This is a genomic window from Micromonospora sp. NPDC003197 (genome assembly GCF_053590565.1).
The window spans coordinates 20,268-36,486 of record NZ_JBSFTE010000002.1; the positions used below are offsets into that span (position 1 = coordinate 20,268).

At 68.5% G+C, this 16,219-nt stretch carries 14 protein-coding genes; 6 read left to right on the forward strand and 8 right to left on the reverse strand.

Going from position 1 to position 16,219, the window contains the following annotated elements:
* The first annotated feature begins 36 nt into the window (after window positions 1-36).
* Window positions 37-2,118 (forward strand): NACHT domain-containing protein, encoded by a 2,082-nt coding sequence (locus ACWDV4_RS02290; protein ID WP_449974196.1) that lies wholly within the window; start codon window positions 37-39, stop codon window positions 2,116-2,118.
* 68 nt (window positions 2,119-2,186) lie between these two features.
* Here ACWDV4_RS02290 and ACWDV4_RS02295 read toward each other — a convergent pair whose 3' ends face one another.
* From ACWDV4_RS02295 to ACWDV4_RS02305, 3 genes are read right to left on the reverse strand one after another with little or no spacing between them, the layout of a single operon-like run.
* A complete protein-coding gene (locus tag ACWDV4_RS02295; protein WP_449974198.1) occupies window positions 2,187-3,197 on the reverse strand; it encodes a LacI family DNA-binding transcriptional regulator in 1,011 nt (336 codons plus the stop codon).
* A gap of 35 nt (window positions 3,198-3,232) precedes the next feature.
* The gene (locus ACWDV4_RS02300) at window positions 3,233-4,657 is read right to left on the reverse strand and encodes a GH1 family beta-glucosidase (RefSeq protein WP_449974200.1); all 1,425 of its coding nucleotides are present in this window, start codon (window positions 4,655-4,657) and stop codon (window positions 3,233-3,235) included.
* A gap of 23 nt (window positions 4,658-4,680) precedes the next feature.
* Window positions 4,681-5,454, reverse strand: coding sequence for a maleylpyruvate isomerase family mycothiol-dependent enzyme (locus ACWDV4_RS02305; RefSeq protein ID WP_449974201.1), 774 nt, complete (start codon window positions 5,452-5,454; stop codon window positions 4,681-4,683).
* Window positions 5,455-5,522: 68 nt separating this feature from the next.
* Between ACWDV4_RS02305 and ACWDV4_RS02310 the strand changes: the two genes are divergently transcribed.
* Entirely contained in the window at window positions 5,523-6,617 is a 1,095-nt protein-coding gene (locus tag ACWDV4_RS02310) for a UDP-N-acetylmuramate dehydrogenase (protein WP_449974202.1), read from the forward strand.
* Between the two features lie 112 nt (window positions 6,618-6,729).
* On the opposite strand, the gene ACWDV4_RS02315 is transcribed toward ACWDV4_RS02310, so the two are convergent.
* Together ACWDV4_RS02315 and ACWDV4_RS02320 are read right to left on the reverse strand one after the other, a co-directional pair.
* Window positions 6,730-7,518, reverse strand: coding sequence for a class I SAM-dependent methyltransferase (locus ACWDV4_RS02315; protein WP_449974204.1), 789 nt, complete (start codon window positions 7,516-7,518; stop codon window positions 6,730-6,732).
* A 1-nt stretch (window position 7,519) separates the two neighbouring features.
* The gene (locus tag ACWDV4_RS02320; RefSeq protein WP_449974205.1) at window positions 7,520-8,284 is read right to left on the reverse strand and encodes an SDR family oxidoreductase; all 765 of its coding nucleotides are present in this window, start codon (window positions 8,282-8,284) and stop codon (window positions 7,520-7,522) included.
* Between the two features lie 180 nt (window positions 8,285-8,464).
* Between ACWDV4_RS02320 and mshA the strand changes: the two genes are divergently transcribed.
* The 3 genes from mshA (at window position 8,465) to ACWDV4_RS02335 (ending at window position 11,408) form a co-directional block, all read left to right on the forward strand.
* Window positions 8,465-9,838: a D-inositol-3-phosphate glycosyltransferase gene (gene mshA, locus ACWDV4_RS02325; RefSeq protein WP_449974207.1), complete on the forward strand. Its 1,374-nt coding sequence runs from the start codon at window positions 8,465-8,467 to the stop codon at window positions 9,836-9,838.
* A complete protein-coding gene (locus ACWDV4_RS02330) occupies window positions 9,835-10,389 on the forward strand; it encodes a YbjN domain-containing protein (RefSeq protein WP_449974209.1) in 555 nt (184 codons plus the stop codon). The genes mshA and ACWDV4_RS02330 overlap by 4 nt, the downstream gene beginning before the upstream one ends.
* A 104-nt stretch (window positions 10,390-10,493) precedes the next feature.
* Window positions 10,494-11,408: a hypothetical protein gene (locus ACWDV4_RS02335; RefSeq protein WP_449974211.1), complete on the forward strand. Its 915-nt coding sequence runs from the start codon at window positions 10,494-10,496 to the stop codon at window positions 11,406-11,408.
* A 395-nt stretch (window positions 11,409-11,803) separates the two neighbouring features.
* On the opposite strand, the gene ACWDV4_RS02340 is transcribed toward ACWDV4_RS02335, so the two are convergent.
* Together ACWDV4_RS02340 and ACWDV4_RS02345 are read right to left on the reverse strand one after the other, a co-directional pair.
* A complete protein-coding gene (locus tag ACWDV4_RS02340; RefSeq protein ID WP_449974212.1) occupies window positions 11,804-13,075 on the reverse strand; it encodes an MFS transporter in 1,272 nt (423 codons plus the stop codon).
* Between the two features lie 85 nt (window positions 13,076-13,160).
* A complete protein-coding gene (locus ACWDV4_RS02345) occupies window positions 13,161-14,432 on the reverse strand; it encodes an MDR family MFS transporter (RefSeq protein WP_449974214.1) in 1,272 nt (423 codons plus the stop codon).
* A gap of 150 nt (window positions 14,433-14,582) precedes the next feature.
* Between ACWDV4_RS02345 and ACWDV4_RS02350 the strand changes: the two genes are divergently transcribed.
* Window positions 14,583-15,374 (forward strand): phosphoglyceromutase, encoded by a 792-nt coding sequence (locus tag ACWDV4_RS02350; protein ID WP_449974215.1) that lies wholly within the window; start codon window positions 14,583-14,585, stop codon window positions 15,372-15,374.
* Window positions 15,375-15,446: 72 nt separating this feature from the next.
* Here the strand turns inward: ACWDV4_RS02350 and phoU are convergent, their stop codons facing one another.
* Window positions 15,447-16,088, reverse strand: coding sequence for a phosphate signaling complex protein PhoU (phoU, locus tag ACWDV4_RS02355; protein ID WP_449974216.1), 642 nt, complete (start codon window positions 16,086-16,088; stop codon window positions 15,447-15,449).
* Window positions 16,089-16,219: the final 131 nt, after the last annotated feature.

Genomic DNA, 16,219 nt, shown 5'->3' on the forward strand with positions numbered 1-16,219 from the left:
ACATCCGGTGCGGTCGATATAAGGGGGAAGCGAGTCGTGCGCTGGCGGCCATCGATGATTTGGAAGGCGGCGTTGCCTCTCTCCTCTTCCGTAGTCACAGGTCTGCTCGTCGAAACCATGAACCTGCCCGGCTGGTGGTTGTGGATTCTGGTCCCGGCGAGCCTGGTGCTCGCAGTGTTCGTGATCTGGCAGGAGTTGCGACAGAAGGAGAGGCCCGGGCTTCCCGCCGTTTTAGACCTGCCGACGCTGGCCGACAGCCTGGCTGTCGCGGCACGAACCGAGTGGGAGCGGGAGCAAGCGCAGCATCGGTCCAACGATCCGTTGCCCCTGCCGGTGTCCTGGCACCTGGCTGAAAAACGCCTGGTCGACCAGCCGGCGAATGTGTGCGGGACGCGCCTGGGTGGTCGTGCGACCAGGTTGAACCTCGTCGGCGAACTGCGGGAGATTGCCGAGGTCTACGCCCGGATCCCGTCTGGGCGGCTGGTGATCCTCGGCAAGGCCGGGTCCGGAAAAACGGTCCTCGCCGGTGAGTTGCTTGGCCAGATCCTCGACGGGCGCCAACCCGGCGAACGGGTGCCGGTGATGTTCGCACTTCACTCGTGGGACCCCGAATCGGACCTGAAGGTTTGGCTTGCCGAACAGCTCTCGCGGCGTAATCCTGCACTCTCGGTCCCCTTCGAGGGGCCGAGCAACCTTGATGGACGGAATAGCCGGGCGACGGCATTGTTGGACGCCGGCCTGATCTTGCCGATCCTCGACGGCTTCGATGAAATCAACCCCGGGCTGCACGAGCAGGCAATACGGCAACTCAACAAGGTCACGGGCCTTCCCCTTATCCTGACCAGCCGTCGCGACGACTACAAGAAGGCCGTCAAGCGCACCGATGTGCTCTCCCGCGCTGAGGGCATCATGCTCGACGATCTCGACCTGGAGATTGTGACCGAGTACCTGCCCCGCACTACCAACCGCCTCGTGCCCGGCACCGAGCATGGGATCTGGCAACCGGTCCTCACACGGCTACGCGAGCAGCCCAACGAGCCTGGTGCGGAGGTACTCCGGCAGGTCCTCCGGACGCCTCTGATGGTGTTCCTGGCTCGTGCCATCTACTCCGACGTGCCCCCAAACGATCCAGCCGAACTCCTTGACACACAGAGATTTCCGACGCAGGAGGCGGTCGAGGAGCACTTGATCGCCGCCTATCTCCCGTCCGCGTACCGAAAGCAATCGTCCTCCGGCCGGGATTGGCATCCCGACCGGGCGCAGCAGTGGCTGGCCTATCTCGCCGCCCACCTGGAAACCCAGCAAACCACCGATCTGGCCTGGTGGCAGTTGCGCGACAGCATTGCGCTGCGCGAGCGGGTCCGCTTCCTGGACTGGGGGTGGCTTGGGGTGCTGGTCGTGGCTGGCTTGGTGACCGGGCTCGCGATTGGCAACATAGTTTTCGCGGTCTTCTACGTGGTCATCCCGGGGAATCTCATCGTATTCAGCCAGATGCGCTGGGTTCGGGGCACGCCTCCCGTCCCGCAGGCCAGACGGATCCAGCTCAACTTTCGCGAGCTGCTCTTTGCGCTGTCATACGGAGCGATGGCAGGGATCCCAGCGGGATTGTTCCTGTTCGGCGTAGCGTCGGACGCTGTAGTGGGACTGGTGGTCGGGGTTGGGATCGGGGTCTCCGTGACGCTCGGGGTTGCCTTAGGCATTCCCCGCCCGTTCGACCAGACCTGGGCGGTCAGCGTGACCGATTCGCTGTCCGCCGATCGTGCCTACACCCTTCGCCGGATGCTCCTGGGCGGAGCCGGCCTCGTGCTCGCGAACGGAGTCGTTGTCGGCGGTGCCTTCCAATTCGGGCTTGCCGCTGGTGTTGTGGCAGGCCTCATGGTCTCGCTTGTGATCGGTCTTGGGCTGATTATGCCCTGCGCGTGGGGCCAGTGGCTGCTGTTGGTAAGGGGATATCTGGCGTTCACTCGACGCATGCCTTGGCGATGCGTTGCGTTCATGCAGGACGCCTACCAGCGCGGCATCCTGCGCCAGGCCGGTGCGGTTTACCAGTTCCGGCATAGCCGGCTGCAAACCTATTTGGCCCAGCAGCACGCGTCGCAAGCGGCACCAACGTCATGACCTCCCCGGTCGGCTGATCGAAGTCTGCGGCACCGCGGACCTGTCGTCATCAGTCTCGGTGGTGTTCGTCAGGCGGAGTCGCGTAAGACGAGATCGGTGGGGAGCACCACGGGCGCCTCGATCGGCTCGTCGGCGGTCAGCCGCAGCAGCATGCGGGTCAGCTCCCGGCCGATGTCCTGGATCGGCTGACGCACGGTGGTCAGCGGCGGATCGGTGTAACGGGCCATCTCGATGTCGTCGAAGCCGATCACGGCCACGTCGTCGGGCACCCGTCGTCCGGCCTGGCGCAGCGTACGCAACGCCCCGTGCGCCATCAGGTCGGAGGCGACGAAGACCGCGTCCAGGTCCGGGGTGTCATCGAGCAGGTGGCGCATCGCCAGCAGCCCGGACTCCCGGGTGAAGTCGCCGTACGCCACGATCGGGTGACGACCGGCGGCGCGCAACTCCCGCCGGTAGCCGGTGAGCCGTTCGATGCCGGCGACCATGTCCTGCGGGCCGGCGATGGTGGCGATCCGCTGCCGACCCGAGTCGAGCAGGTGCCGGACCGCCCGGGACACCCCGCCGATGTGATCGACATCCACGTACGGCACGTTGGCGTCGCCGAGCGGACGACCACTGCACACCACCGGTACGCCGGCCCGGGCGAGCCTGCCGGGCAGCGGATCGGCCCCGTGCAGTGAGGCGAGCAGCACCCCGTCGACGTGCCCGCCGGTGACGTATCGCTCGACCCGCTCGTGCCCGGCCGGCGACCCGGCCAGCATCAGCACCAGTTGTTTACCGGCGGTTTCGAGTTCCTGGCTGACCCCTCGGATGATGCCGGGGAAGACCTGGTCGTCGGAGAAGACCCGGGTGGCGGCCTCGGGCAGGATCAGCGCGATCGAGTCGGTCCGTTGGGTGACCAGGGCTCGGGCCGCCTGGTTGGGGACGTACCCCAGTTCGCGTACCGCCCGGCGGACCGCCTCCTGAATTGGCCCGGCCACCGTGGTGGAGCCGTTGACCACCCGGGACACGGTCGCCCGGGACACCCCGGCCTGCCGGGCCACCGCCTCCAGAGTGGGCCGCTGCCGGGCCATGGTCATGCCATGCTCCTTGCCGCTCCTCGCCGGTACGGTCGTCACAGACCGTTGCGCCGGATCACTTCCCGATACCAGTGGGCGCTGTCCTTGAGGACTCGGCGTTGGCTCGGGTAGTCGACGTAGACGATGCCGAAGCGCTTCCGGTAGCCCTCGGCCCACTCGAAGTTGTCCAGCAGCGACCAGACCAGATAGCCGCGTAGGTCCACCCCCCGCTCAATGGCCGCGTGCGCCGCCCGGAAGTGCCCGTCGAGGTAGGCGATCCGGTCGGCGTCCGGGACCAGACCGTTCGCAGCGTCGCCATCCGAGGCGATGCCATCGCCAGCGATGCCGTCCGGGGCGAACTTGTCGGCGAAGGCGGCACCGTTCTCGGTGATCATCAGCGGTACGCCGGGGTAGTCCCAGGCGATCCGCTCCAGCAGGGCGGTCAGACTGTCGGGCTCGATCATCCAGCCCATCTCGGTGAGTGGCCCGGTCGGCGGCGGGAACTCGATCCCCTCGGTGCCCGGATAGGCCCCACCACCCCCGGCCGCGCCCGGCCGGTCCGCCACGTAGGTGGGCGAGTAGTAGTTGACGCCGAGCAGGTCGATCGGGGCCGCAATCGTCTGCTCGTCGCCATCGCGCAGATAGGCCAGGTCGGTGAAGCGGGAAACGTGCTCCAGCACGTCTGCCGGATAGCGTCCGCGCAGCAGCGGATCGAGGAAGATCCGGTTGTGCAGGCCGTCGACGAGGCGTACCGCTGCCTGGTCGGCGGCGCTGTTCGGGTCGACGGGGCGAACAGCGGCCGGGTTGAGGGTGATTCCGATGGTGGCCGCGCCGGCCGCGCGCAGCGCCCGCGCGGCCAGCCCATGCCCGAGCAACAGATGGTGTACGGCGGTGAAGGCCGCCGCTGGATCCTGCCGCCCCGGCGCGTGTAGGCCACTGCCGTAACCCAGGTAGGCCGCGCACCATGGCTCGTTGAGCGTGGTCCACGTCTCGACCCGGTCACCGAGTCGCTGATGCACCACGGTCGCGTAGTCGGCGAACCGCTCGGCGGTCTCCCGGGCGGTCCAGCCACCCCGATCTTCGAGTGGCTGGGGCAGGTCCCAGTGGTAGAGCGTGACGATCGGGTCGATGCCCCGGCCGCGTAGCTCGTCGACCAGCCGGTCGTAGAAGTCGAGCCCGCGCGGCTCGACGACCCCGGAACCGTCGGGCTGGATCCGGGGCCAGGCCACCGAGAAGCGGTACGCCCGCAGCCCCAACTCGGCCATTAACGCCACATCCGCCGGGTAGCGGTGGTAGTGGTCGCAGGCCACGTCACCGGTGTCCCCGGCGTACACCTTGCCCGGCGTACGGCTGAAGGTGTCCCAGATCGAGGGGCCTCGGCCGTCCGCGCTGGCTGCGCCCTCGATCTGGTAGGCGGCGGTCGCCGCACCCCAGACAAAACCCTCGGGGAACGTGATCGGCTTCGGATCGAGAGTGTTCAAGGGGTGACCGCGCCTTTCGGAAATCAGTTGGCCGGTTGCCCGACGCGCAGCCCCTCCAGCAGGCTCGCGTCACCGGTCACGTCCAGGACGTCCAGGCCGATCCGCCCCCAGAGCGCAAGCATGAGATCGCTGGCCGTGCCGGTGGCGTGCACCCGGGCGCGCGGGTCGTGGGTGTCCAGGATCGTGTCGGTGTCGAGCAGCGCGATGCCGCCGCCGCGCAGCCGCAGATACCACCGCTGGTCGGTGTCCGCGGCGACGAGCTGCACCACCCCGTGGAGCTGCTGGTCGGAGCTGCGCCGTCCGGCCGGCAGGAAGGTGTCCACCACCTCGCTCACCCCGTCGGCCGCGAGCTTGGCCTCGATCGGGTCACCGGCCGCGATCGCCATCTGGGCATCCCACCGGTGGATCACCGTCTCGTGGGCCATCCGGCGGGGCCAGAATCCGGCCTTCTTCGGTTGGGGGGCCCAGTTCCACGCGGGGGCCTCCGGGTCGAGCTCGTCAAGCAGGACGATGAGCTGGTCGTACTCCCGCTGCCACAGGTCCAGGGCGGTGACCCCCGGTGTCGGGTCTTCGAGCTGCCGGAAGGTGGCCGGCTGCTCGGTGCTGCCCGAGGTGACGAAGCCGCGTACCCCGTAGTAGACCTGGGCGACGTGGCGGACCAGATCGGTCACGGTCCAGCCGGGACAGGAGAGTACCGGTGTGTCGGGGGGAGCCTCGGCGACGGCGGCCCGGAAGGCCGGACCTTCGACCCGCAACGCCCCGATCCAGAAATCCTTGCTGCCATGGGGTCTGCTCATGACTGTCCTCCCGTGCGACCGGTCTACCAGTGGGCGATCCGGCTGTCCCTCAGCCTAGGGTGAAGGGTGTGCCAGACGTTAGTGCCCAATTGGGCTTCGCCGTAGACCCTGCCGAGCCGGGATTGCTGGCGAGGTTCACGACGCTGGGCCTCGGGGGAACACCGCGCCAGCTCGTCGTGGCGGAATATTCGGATGAAATCGCACAAAGTGTACGGGAAGCCAGCCTCCAGGATCAGCCAGTACTGATTCTGGCCGGCGGCAGCAACGTGATCATCGGCGACGCCGGCTTCCCCGGCACCGTCGTACTGGTCCGCTCCCGAGGCTTCCGGATCGTCGCCGAGGACGAGACGACGGTGACCGTACGGGTCGAGGCCGGCGAACCCTGGGACGACCTCGTCGCCGCCACCGTCGAGAACGGCTGGTCCGGGCTGGAATGCCTCTCCGGCATCCCCGGCTCGGCCGGCGCCACCCCGATCCAGAACGTCGGGGCGTACGGCCAGGAAGTCGCCGAGACCGTCGTCTCCGTCGGGGCGTACGACCGGGTCACCGACGAGACGGTCGAGCTGACCGCCGAGCAGTGCGGCTTCGCCTACCGGTCCAGCATCTTCCGACACAGCGACCGCTGGGCGGTGCTCACCGTCGACTTCAAACTGGTCCGGTCACCGCTCTCCACCCCGATCCGCTACGCCGAACTGGCCCGCGCGCTCGGCGTCGAGGTCGGCGACCGGGTGCCGCTGGCCGCCGCCCGCGCCACCGTCCGTCGGCTGCGCGCCGGTAAGGGCATGGTGCTGGACCCGAACGACCCCGACACCCGCTCGGTCGGCTCGTTCTTCACCAACCCGGTGCTCGACGACGCGGCATACGTGGCACTGGTTGCCCGCGCTGAGGCGCTGGGGGTCGGCGAGCCGCCGTCCTGGCCCGGTGCCGGGGGCGTGGTCAAGGTCAGCGCCGCCTGGCTGATCGACAAGGCCGGGTTCAGCAAGGGCTACCAGGGTGCGGGCGGAGTGGCGATCTCCTCCAAGCACACCCTGGCCCTGACCAACCGGGGCAGCGGTACGACGGAGGCGTTGCTCGGGCTGGCCCGGGAGATCCGCGACGGCGTACACGACCGGTTCGGCGTCACCCTGCACCCGGAACCGATCATGGTCAACTGTCAGATCTAGAAGTCACCCCCGCATGCGCGGGGAGCAGGCTTCCTGAGATACCGAGCTAGAAATTCACGTAGTGGTCGGCTGCCGGTCTGACCAGGGGGCGGACTGTCGTGACGGCGGTGGATCAGCAGGGTGCGACGGCGGACCAGTCGACGGTGATCTCGCCGAGCCGCCACCGGTTCGGCCGGTCCAGCACCGGCCAGCCGGCGGCGCGTACCGCCGTGACGGCGTGTAGCCAGCGTTGGCGGGGGCCAAAGGTGGCGTACGGGGCCGCGTCCCGCCAGCCGTCGTCGAGCGCCCGGAGCAGGGCGTACACCCCCTCGCCGGGGACGTTGCGGTGAATCAGCGCCTTGGGTAGCCGCTCGGCCAGGGCCGCCGGGGTGTCGAGATTGGACAGTCGGGCGGCCAGGGTCAGTGAGCGTGGACCGGTGGCGTCGATGAGCAGCCAGCTGGCCAGCCGGCCCAACTCGTCGCAGGTGCCCTCGACGATCACCCCGTCGGGCGCGAGCGCGTCGATCATCGTCTGCCACGCTGAGGCGACCTGCGACTCGTCGTACTGGCGCAGCACGTTGAAGGTGCGAATGAGGGCAGGGCGCAACCCGGCCAGTTCGAAGCCGCCCCGAGCGAAGGTCAACCCGGGCGGGTCGGCGGCAGGCGCGGCGGCGGCGACGCGTACCGGATCGATCTCCAGCCCGACCACCCGGATGTCCGGGCGGACCGCGTTGGCCAGCCGGGCACGCAGCTCCACGGCGGTGACCGGGGTGGCGCCGTAGCCGAGGTCCACCACCAGCGGGTCGGCGGCGTCGCGCAGCAGGTCACCGCAGCGCCACGCGATCCAGTTGTCCACCCGGCGTAGCCGGTTGGGGTTGGTGGTGCCTCGGGTGACCACCCCCATCGGCCGACGGGCAGTCATGTCAGCGCACCCGGTGCACCTTGTGCTGGGCGGCCTGGGCCAGCGGGCGGACCACCAGCCGATCCACGTTGACGTGGTGCGGACGGGTGGCGCACCAGGCCACGCAGTCCGCCACGTCGTCGGCGACCAGCGGCTCGGCGACCCCTTCGTAGACGGACGCTGCCCGCTGCGCGTCACCGTCGAAGCGGACCAGCGAGAACTCGTCGGTCTGGACCATGCCCGGGTCGATTTCGATCACCCGGATCGGCCGGCCGCAGAGTTCCAGCCGTAGCGTGCCGGCCACCGCCGTCTGCGCGTGCTTGGCGGCCGTGTAGCCGCCTCCGCCCTCGTAGACGGTGAAACCGGCGGTCGAGCTGATCACCACGATGGTGCCGGCCCCGGAGGCATCCAGGGCGGGCAGCAGCGCCTGGGTGACCCGGAGCGTGCCGAGCACGTTCACGTCGTACATCCACTGCCAGTCGCCGATCGAGCCCGACTCGACCGGGTCCAGCCCACGCGCCCCACCGGCGTTGTTGACCAGCAGGGTGACCGGGCCGGGCAGGCTCCGCGCGGTCGCGGCCAGCGCGGCCACCGACTCGTCCGAGGTCACGTCACACACCACCGCGGTCGCCGTACCACCGGCCGAGGTGATCTCCTCGACCAGGGTGTCGAGCCGGTCCTTGCGGCGGGCGGCGGCGAGTACGTGGAAGCCCTCGGTTGCCAGCCGGCGGGCGGTGGCGGCACCGATCCCGCTGGAAGCGCCGGTGACGATCGCGGTAGGGATCATCCGACCATTCTTTACCACCGTTCGCCGACCCCGGCCATCTGGCACCGGGATGAGGTCGGTCACCTCCGTAGACGCCCCGCCGCATGCTCATCACTCGATCGGGAAGATGACGTCCGGCTGCGAGGTTGATTCAGAACGCCGGTCGTGCGAACGGCATATCACGTGACAAGAGGAGCGGATGTGTTGGAGAAGCACACTGGCGTAGCCCGTCAGCGGGGTACCCAGCCATGGCCGACGCCCCGACGGATCGCCACCATCTCCGTGCACACCTCTCCGCTGCACCAGCCTGGCACCGGGGATGCGGGCGGCATGAACGTCTATATCGTCGAGGTTGCCCGCCGGCTGGCCGACGCCGGCGTCGAGGTGGAGATCTTCACCCGGGCCACCGCCAGCGACCTGCCGTCGGTGGTGGAGATGGCCCCCGGCGTGTACGTCCGGCACGTCACCGCCGGTCCGTTCGAGGGCCTGGCGAAGGAGGAGCTGCCCGGCCAGCTCTGTGCCTTCACCGCCGGGGTACTGCGGACCGAGGCGGCCCGGGCACCCGGCTTCTACGACCTGATCCACTCCCACTATTGGCTTTCCGGGCAGGTCGGCTGGCTGGCCAAGGAACGGTGGGGGGTGCCGCTGGTGCACACCGCGCACACCCTTGCCAAGGTCAAGAACGCGCAGCTCGCCGCCGGGGACCGGCCCGAGCCCAAGGCCCGGCTGATCGGTGAGGAACAGGTGGTGGCCGAGGCCGACCGGCTGGTCGCCAACACCGGGAGCGAGGCCGACGAGCTGATCGAGCGGTACGGTGCCGACCCGGGCGAGGTGACGGTGGTCGAGCCGGGTGTGGACCTGGACCGGTTCACCCCACCCCCCGCCGGGGATCGGGCCGTGGCCCGGCTCGTTGCCCGCCGTCGGCTCGGGCTGCCACCCCACGGGTACGTCGTCGCGTTCGTCGGCCGGATCCAGCCGCTCAAGGCACCCGACGTGTTGCTGCGGGCCGTGGCCGAACTGCGCCGACGTGACCCACGGCTGGTGGCAGAGTTGACCGTCGCGATCGTGGGCGGGCCCAGCGGCAGCGGACTGGACCGGCCCACCTCGTTGATCGAGCTGGCCGCCTCGCTGGGGATCTCGGACACCGTACGGTTCCTGCCGCCGCAGACCGGCGACGACCTGCCGGCCGTCTATCGGGCGGCGGACGTGGTGGCGGTGCCGTCGTACAACGAGTCTTTCGGGCTGGTCGCCCTGGAGGCGCAGGCATGTGGCACCCCGGTGCTCGCCGCTGCGGTGGGCGGTCTGGTCACCGCCGTTCGGGACGGCGTCAGTGGGGTGCTCGTCGACGGCCACGATGCGGAGGACTGGGCCCGGGCACTCGGCACCCTGCTCGTCGAGCCGCGTCGCCGGGCCGAACTGTCCCGAGGGGCGGTCAAGCACGCCAGTGACTTCTCCTGGACCCGTACGGCCTCGGGTTTGTTGACCGTCTACCGTGAGGCGGTGGCGGAGCACCGGAGCAGACTTGTGTCGAAGTTCGCCGATGGTTCGTCGGTGCAGCCGGCCGGTGCCTGGTGACCGGGTCGGGGAGCCGGAGCGAGGTTGCCGGGCAGCGGGGCGCGACTGCCGCGCTCATCGAGGCGGTCTGTGCCGATCGGGAGTTGGCCTGCGAGTCGACCGGAGAGTTCTCGTACGCGGTCACCCTGCCCGGTACGCACAAGCTGAAGACCATCTGCAACCTGATCGTCGGTGAGCACGCGCTGCGGGTCGAGGCGTTCGTCATGCGGCAGCCGGACGAGCGGCGCGAGGAGTTGTGGGCGTGGCTGCTGCGCCGCAACTCCCGGATGTACGGTGTCGCGTTCTCGATCGACAGCGTTGGCGACGTCTACCTGACCGGTCGGGTCGGTCTGACCGGGCTCGATGAGGATGAGCTGGACCGGCTGCTCGGTGCGGTCCTCACCTACGCCGACGAGTCCTTCGACTCGATGCTGGAGATCGGTTTCGGTACGGCGATCCGTCGCGAATGGGAATGGCGGGTCAAACGCGGTGAGTCGACCGCGAACCTCGCCGCCTTCACGCATCTCTTCGAGTCATCGGAGCGGTCTGGCCCGGGTTTGGACGAGACCTGACGGGTAACCGACGGTAGCGGCGTGGGTGGGTCGGACCTGGTCCGATGGCCTCTGTTTCCCCGCCGCCTTGCCGAGGACAGACTGTCGAGGGAGCGTGAGCAATCATGGCCGCTCAGCGGAGCAGTTCGGGTCGCGGCGGGGCCGCCACCGCGATGAAGAAACGGACCGGTAACCGGACTCCGAACACGCCGATGATCTCGGAAACCGAGATTGGCCGGCTCAAGGTCGACGATATTCGCGGTCGACTCAAGAAACATGGGGTTTCCGGTATCTCCGGCCTGCGCAAGGACGAACTGGTCAAGACGCTCGTCAAGACGTTGCGGGCGGAAAATCGACGTACGGCGGCCGGCAGGCCGAGCCCTGGTCGGGCTACCAAGAGCACCGGGCCGGCCCGCAGCAGCGCAGCGCGAGCGGGCGCCACGCGAGCGGGTGTCACACGAGCCAGTGCGACGCGAGCGGGTGCCAAGCGAGCCAGCGCTGCGAAGCCAAGTGCTGCGAAGCCAAGTGCTGCAAAGTCGGGGGCAGCGAAGTCGGGGGCAGCGAAGCAGACTGCGGCGAAGCGGACTGCGGCGAAGTCGACCGGCACCCGGCGCAGCACGGCGAAACCGACCTTGGCCAAGCAGGGCAAGGCAACGACCGGTGCGGGCGGTATCCGTCAGGGCGGGAACATGTCCAGGTCCCTGAAGTACGCACAGGTGATTTCCTCGCCGGCCGACAAGCCGGAGCGCCTGGGGCGGAGTCTGGTGACTACGAACCACGACGTCATCCAGCGTTGGGCGCGGGCGCGTAACGCCAAACCAGCGACGATCCAGGGCACGGAGCACAACGGCCGTCCCGGTGTTTTGACCTTCAACTTTCCCGGATGGCGGGAAGGCGGAAAGATCCAGCAGATCACCTGGGATGACTGGTTCAGGACGTTCGATGCTCGGCGGGTGAATTTCATCTACCAGGAGCAGAAGTCCGATGGTAGGCAGAGCAACTTCTTCCGGACCGAATCCCCGGACCGGCAGGATGCCTGACCATCTGTCGGGAATTTCGGGGCGGTCCGCGTGGTTGGACCAAGCATGGCTGGTCACACTCGGTGTGATCGGTAAAACATGCGCTGAAGTTGTGTCGGCAAAGGGCCGCCATCTAACGTTATTGCACGCGCCGCGCTCGTAAATGTTCGGGGGAGCAGCGGATCGATCAGATCTGCGCATCGAGCTGGGCGCATAGGGGACGGGTGGCAGACGTCGGGGGACGTTGTCACCTGTAGAACCGGCGGTGTGCGCGGGTGACGCTTACGGGGGTGAGCGTCACCCGCCGCCGTCGGGGTAGGCCCCCTCGAATCGATCCGATCCGCAAGAGCCACACGCTCCTCGATTTGCAAGAGCAGCGCGGTCGTACGGCAATGGGAGCGCGGTCGTACGGCGAGCTAAGCGGTTGACAACGAGCTTTCGGAAACCGGCTGCTTGGTTTGGATCTTCGCCACCCGTCGCTCCCGGGCTGGGCCGGCAAGCAGGTGCCCGCCGACGGCGAGTAGACCCACCCCGGCCGTAATCACCCAGTGCCAGTCACCCAGATGCTTCAGGCTGACCCCGCCGAGCGCCGGAGCGACGAACGCCGCCATCGGGAAGACCAGGTAGAAGACCGACTGGTAGCGAGCCCGCAGAGCCGGCGGCGCAAGCTCGGCGTTGATCTCCGCGTTGGGCGGTGCGGCGAGCATCGTGCCGATCGTCCAGATCACCGAGGCGGAGAGATACAGCGCCAGATGATCGGCGAAGGCCAGTGCGCCGAAGCCCACCGCGATGAGCCCGGTCGACACAGCCAGCACCCGGTGCTTGACGTGCCCGTCGATCAGCCGGGGGACGAAGAGTTGGCCCACCACGATCAGCGCGCCACCGAGCGCCACCACGATGCCGTACGCCGAAGGGCTGAGCCCGTCCGCCCGCATCGACAGCGGCATGATGGTCGAGGTCTGCGCGGCCATCACGGCCTGTACCAGGGTGAGCCCGACGAAGGCCAGGAATGTTCGGTCGGTCAATGCGGTGCGTAGTCCGGGTTGGCGCTGTCTGGTCCGGTCGGTCCTGGCGGTCGGCTTCCGCGCCGTACGGTTTCGGGCCAGAGTCTCCGGCACCTTCCAGGCGATGATCAGCGCGGTGGCCAGGGTTGCCGCACCGTCCACCAGGAACAGTGCGGTGAAGCTCGCCTGGGAGAGCAGCCCGGCCAGCAGTGCCGCCGCCGCCATGCCCAGGTTGTGCGCCCAGAATTGCAGGTTGAACGCGCGGGAGCGGCGCTCGATCGGCACCACGTCGACGATCGCGGCGACGAATGCCGGGCTGGGCATGGAGTGGACGACGCCGACCAGGGCGGCGAGGATCGCGATGGCCACGATGCTGCTGGTGAAGGCGAGCCCGACCATGAGCGTCGCCGAGACCAGGTGGGATGTGAGCAGGGTGGCCCGACGACCCCAGCCATCGGCGAGTAGCCCACCGAGGAGGACACCGGCCACCCCGCCCACGCCGTACGCCCCGACGACGATCCCGGCCAGTGCTTCGTCCGCGCCGCGTACCTCGGTGAGGTAGAGCGAGAGGTACAGCATCGCGAACGCGCCGGTCCGGTTGATCAATAGTCCGGTCCAGAGGTACCAGAAGCTGGCAGGGAGGCCGCCGGCGGTGTCGTGCAGCCAGACCCGTATGCCGCGCACGCGTCCTCCAGAAAGGCTTATTTCCAGTTGATTTGCCGGTGCTGACCGTAGGAGCGAGTGGATCTAGACGCCAGTGTGTCCCTCGTCACGAGACGCTGGCGAGCTCGCCGGTCTGCGACTGCTGGTTGGCGGCCACAGTGCGCAGTACGGCGGCCCGGCGTTCCCAGATCTGGCCGAAGGACAGGTAACAGACGGCGGCGATTCCGGCGACCACCGCACAGCCGAGCCAGAGGGCGGAGTTCCCGAGATGCTCGCGGGCCAGACCGCCGAGCACCGGGGCGACAGCGCTGGCCCCCTGCCAGGAGAGGGAGAAGACGCCCTGGTAGCGACCGCGCAACGTGGCCGGGGAAAGTTCCGCGACCAGGCTGGAGTTGGACGGGGAGCTGAGCATCTCGCCCATCGTCCAGATCAGCACCGTGCCGGCGTAGAGCCAGGCGCTGCCGGCGAAGGCAGTCAACCCGAACCCGAGACCGGTGATGACCGCTGCCAACGCCAACACCTGGGGCCGTCCCCGACCCTTGATCAACCGGGGGATGAAGAGCTGGCCGAGAACGATCAGAATGCCGTTGAGCGCGATCACCGAGCCGAAGGTGGACGGGCTCAGACCGTCGTCCCCCATCGCGATCGGCAGCATCGAGATGTGCTGGAGGAACACCATCGCGATGAGGAAGTTGAGCAGGACGAAGCTGAGGAAGGCCCGGTCCCGTAGCGGGGTCAGCATGCTGCCGCTGGACTTCGTACCGGATTTGTTGGTGGTCGTGGCGGTGGCCCGGCGCGGCTCGCGGACCTTGACGAAGATGATGATCGCGGTCAGCAGGATGCTGGCCGCGTCGACAGTGAAGACCAGCAGGTAGTCGGCCTTGGCGGCGATACCAGCCAGTATCGCGGCACAGGCGAAGCCGAGGTTGATCGCCCAGTAGTTGAGGGAGAAGGCGCGCAGCCGGTCCTTCTCCGGCACGACGTCGATCATCATCGCGCCGAACGCCGGTCGGCTGCCCTCGGCGAAGAAGCCGAGCAGCAGTGCGGCGGCGATCACCAGTGGCAGGTCCCGGGCGAAGCCGAGTGCCAGCATGAGGACAGCGGCACCGAGATGTGCGGCGAGCAGTGTGGGCCGTCGACCCCACCGGTCGGCGAGCACCCCGCCGAGCATGGTGCCGAAGGCACCGCCGACGCCCCAGGCACCCAGCGCCAGACCGGCCTGGGACTCCGAGAAGCCGCGCTCCTTGGTCAGGTACATGGCCAGGAGGATCAGGACGAACGAGCCGAGGCGGTTGATCAGCGTGCCGGTCCAGAGATACCAGAACGTTCTTGGTAACCCGCCAGCGGTCTCCGTCAACCAACCCCGTACCGTCCGCATTGCTCTGTCCCCCGTGTGTAATGACCTATTGCTTTAAAGCGCCTTACAACCTAGTGGTGGCGCTTCTCGCTGGTCATGTGCTTTTCCACGTGGTGGTCGTCACGACGGGTCTGCGCGTGCCCAGCCGCCTGGTCGGGCAGGATGATCCCCATGACTGCGAGCGCGAGGAGTGTGCCCGTCGCCGGCGAGGGAGCCACGGTAGGGACCCTGGTCCTGCTGCGGCACGGCGAGAGCGACTGGAATGCCAAGAACCTCTTCACCGGCTGGGTCGACGTGGACCTGACCGCCAAGGGGGAGTCCGAGGCCCGGCGCGGCGGGGAACTGCTGCGCGAGCATGGGCTGCTACCCGACGTGGTGCACACCAGCGTGCTGCGGCGGGCCATCCGTACCGCCGAGTTGGCGCTGAACGCCGCCGACCGGCACTGGATCGCCGTCCGCCGGTCATGGCGGCTCAACGAACGCCACTATGGTGCCCTCCAGGGCAAGAACAAGAAGCAGACCCTCGACGAGTACGGCGAGGAGCAGTTCACCCTCTGGCGCCGGTCGTACGACACACCGCCCCCGCCGATCGCCGACGGCGACGAGTGGTCCCAGGTGGGCGACCCGCGTTACGCGCTGCTGCCGCCCGAGGTGATGCCCCGCACCGAGTGCCTCAAGGACGTCGTCGAGCGGATGCTGCCCTACTGGTACGACTCGATCGTGCCGGACATCCTCGCCGGTCGTACCGTCCTGGTGGCAGCACACGGCAACTCGCTGCGGGCACTGGTCAAGCACCTGGACCAGATCTCCGACGAGGCGATCGCCAAGCTGAACATCCCCACCGGCATTCCGCTGCGCTACGACCTGGACGCGTCGCTGCGTCCGCTGGTCACCGGCGGCAGCTACCTCGACCCGGAGGCGGCCAAGGAGGCCGCTGCTGCGGTCGCCAACCAGGGCCGCTGAGTTGTTAGGAAGGGCCCCTTCTTATCGCTTTTTGCATAGGAAGGGGCCCTTCCTAACACCCAACGCCGGGGATCAGGGGATGTCGCCGGTGACCCGGTAGACGACCTGCCTACCCGCGTTGACGGCGTGGTCGGCGTACCGCTCGTAGAAGCGACCGAGCAGGGCACCGTCGACGGCGGTCTCCGCCCCGTACGGCCAGTCGTCGTGCAGCAGCACCGCGAAGAGTTCCCGATGCAGGGCGTCCATCGCGTCGTCGTCCCGGTCGAGTTCGGCCGCGAGGTCGGCGTCGGGTTTGGAGAGCACCTCGGCGATCTTCTCGGCGATCCGGTCGGCGACCTCGGCCATCTCCGTGAAGACGCCGCGCAGTTCGGCCGGTACGGCCGGTGAGGGGTGCCGCCGTAGGGCGACCTTCGCCACGTGGTCGGCGAGATCGCCCATCCGCTCCAGCTCGGCGGCGACCTGGAGCGCCGTCACCACGGTACGCAGGTCGGAGGCGACCGGTGCCTGCCGGGCGAGCAGGTCGTACACCCGGTCGTCCACCTGTCGGTAGAGGCTGTCGACCTCGGCGTCCCGGGCGATCACCGCCTCGGCGGCCTCCCGATCCGCGGTCAGCAGCGCCTTGGTCGCCTTCCGCATGGCGGCCCGTACCGCCTCCGCCATGTCCACCAGCAACTGGCTGACGATCTGTAGGTCGGCCCGGAACTCGTCGCGCATCATCACATCCTGTGGTCGTCGGGGCGGCCGTCCGGGCACCCCGGCACGTGCCTGGGTGCGGGCCAACCGTAGGGCGGTGGAGCGGCCACAAGGTGAACAGTGGTGAACGCCATCGGACCGGATGGTGAACT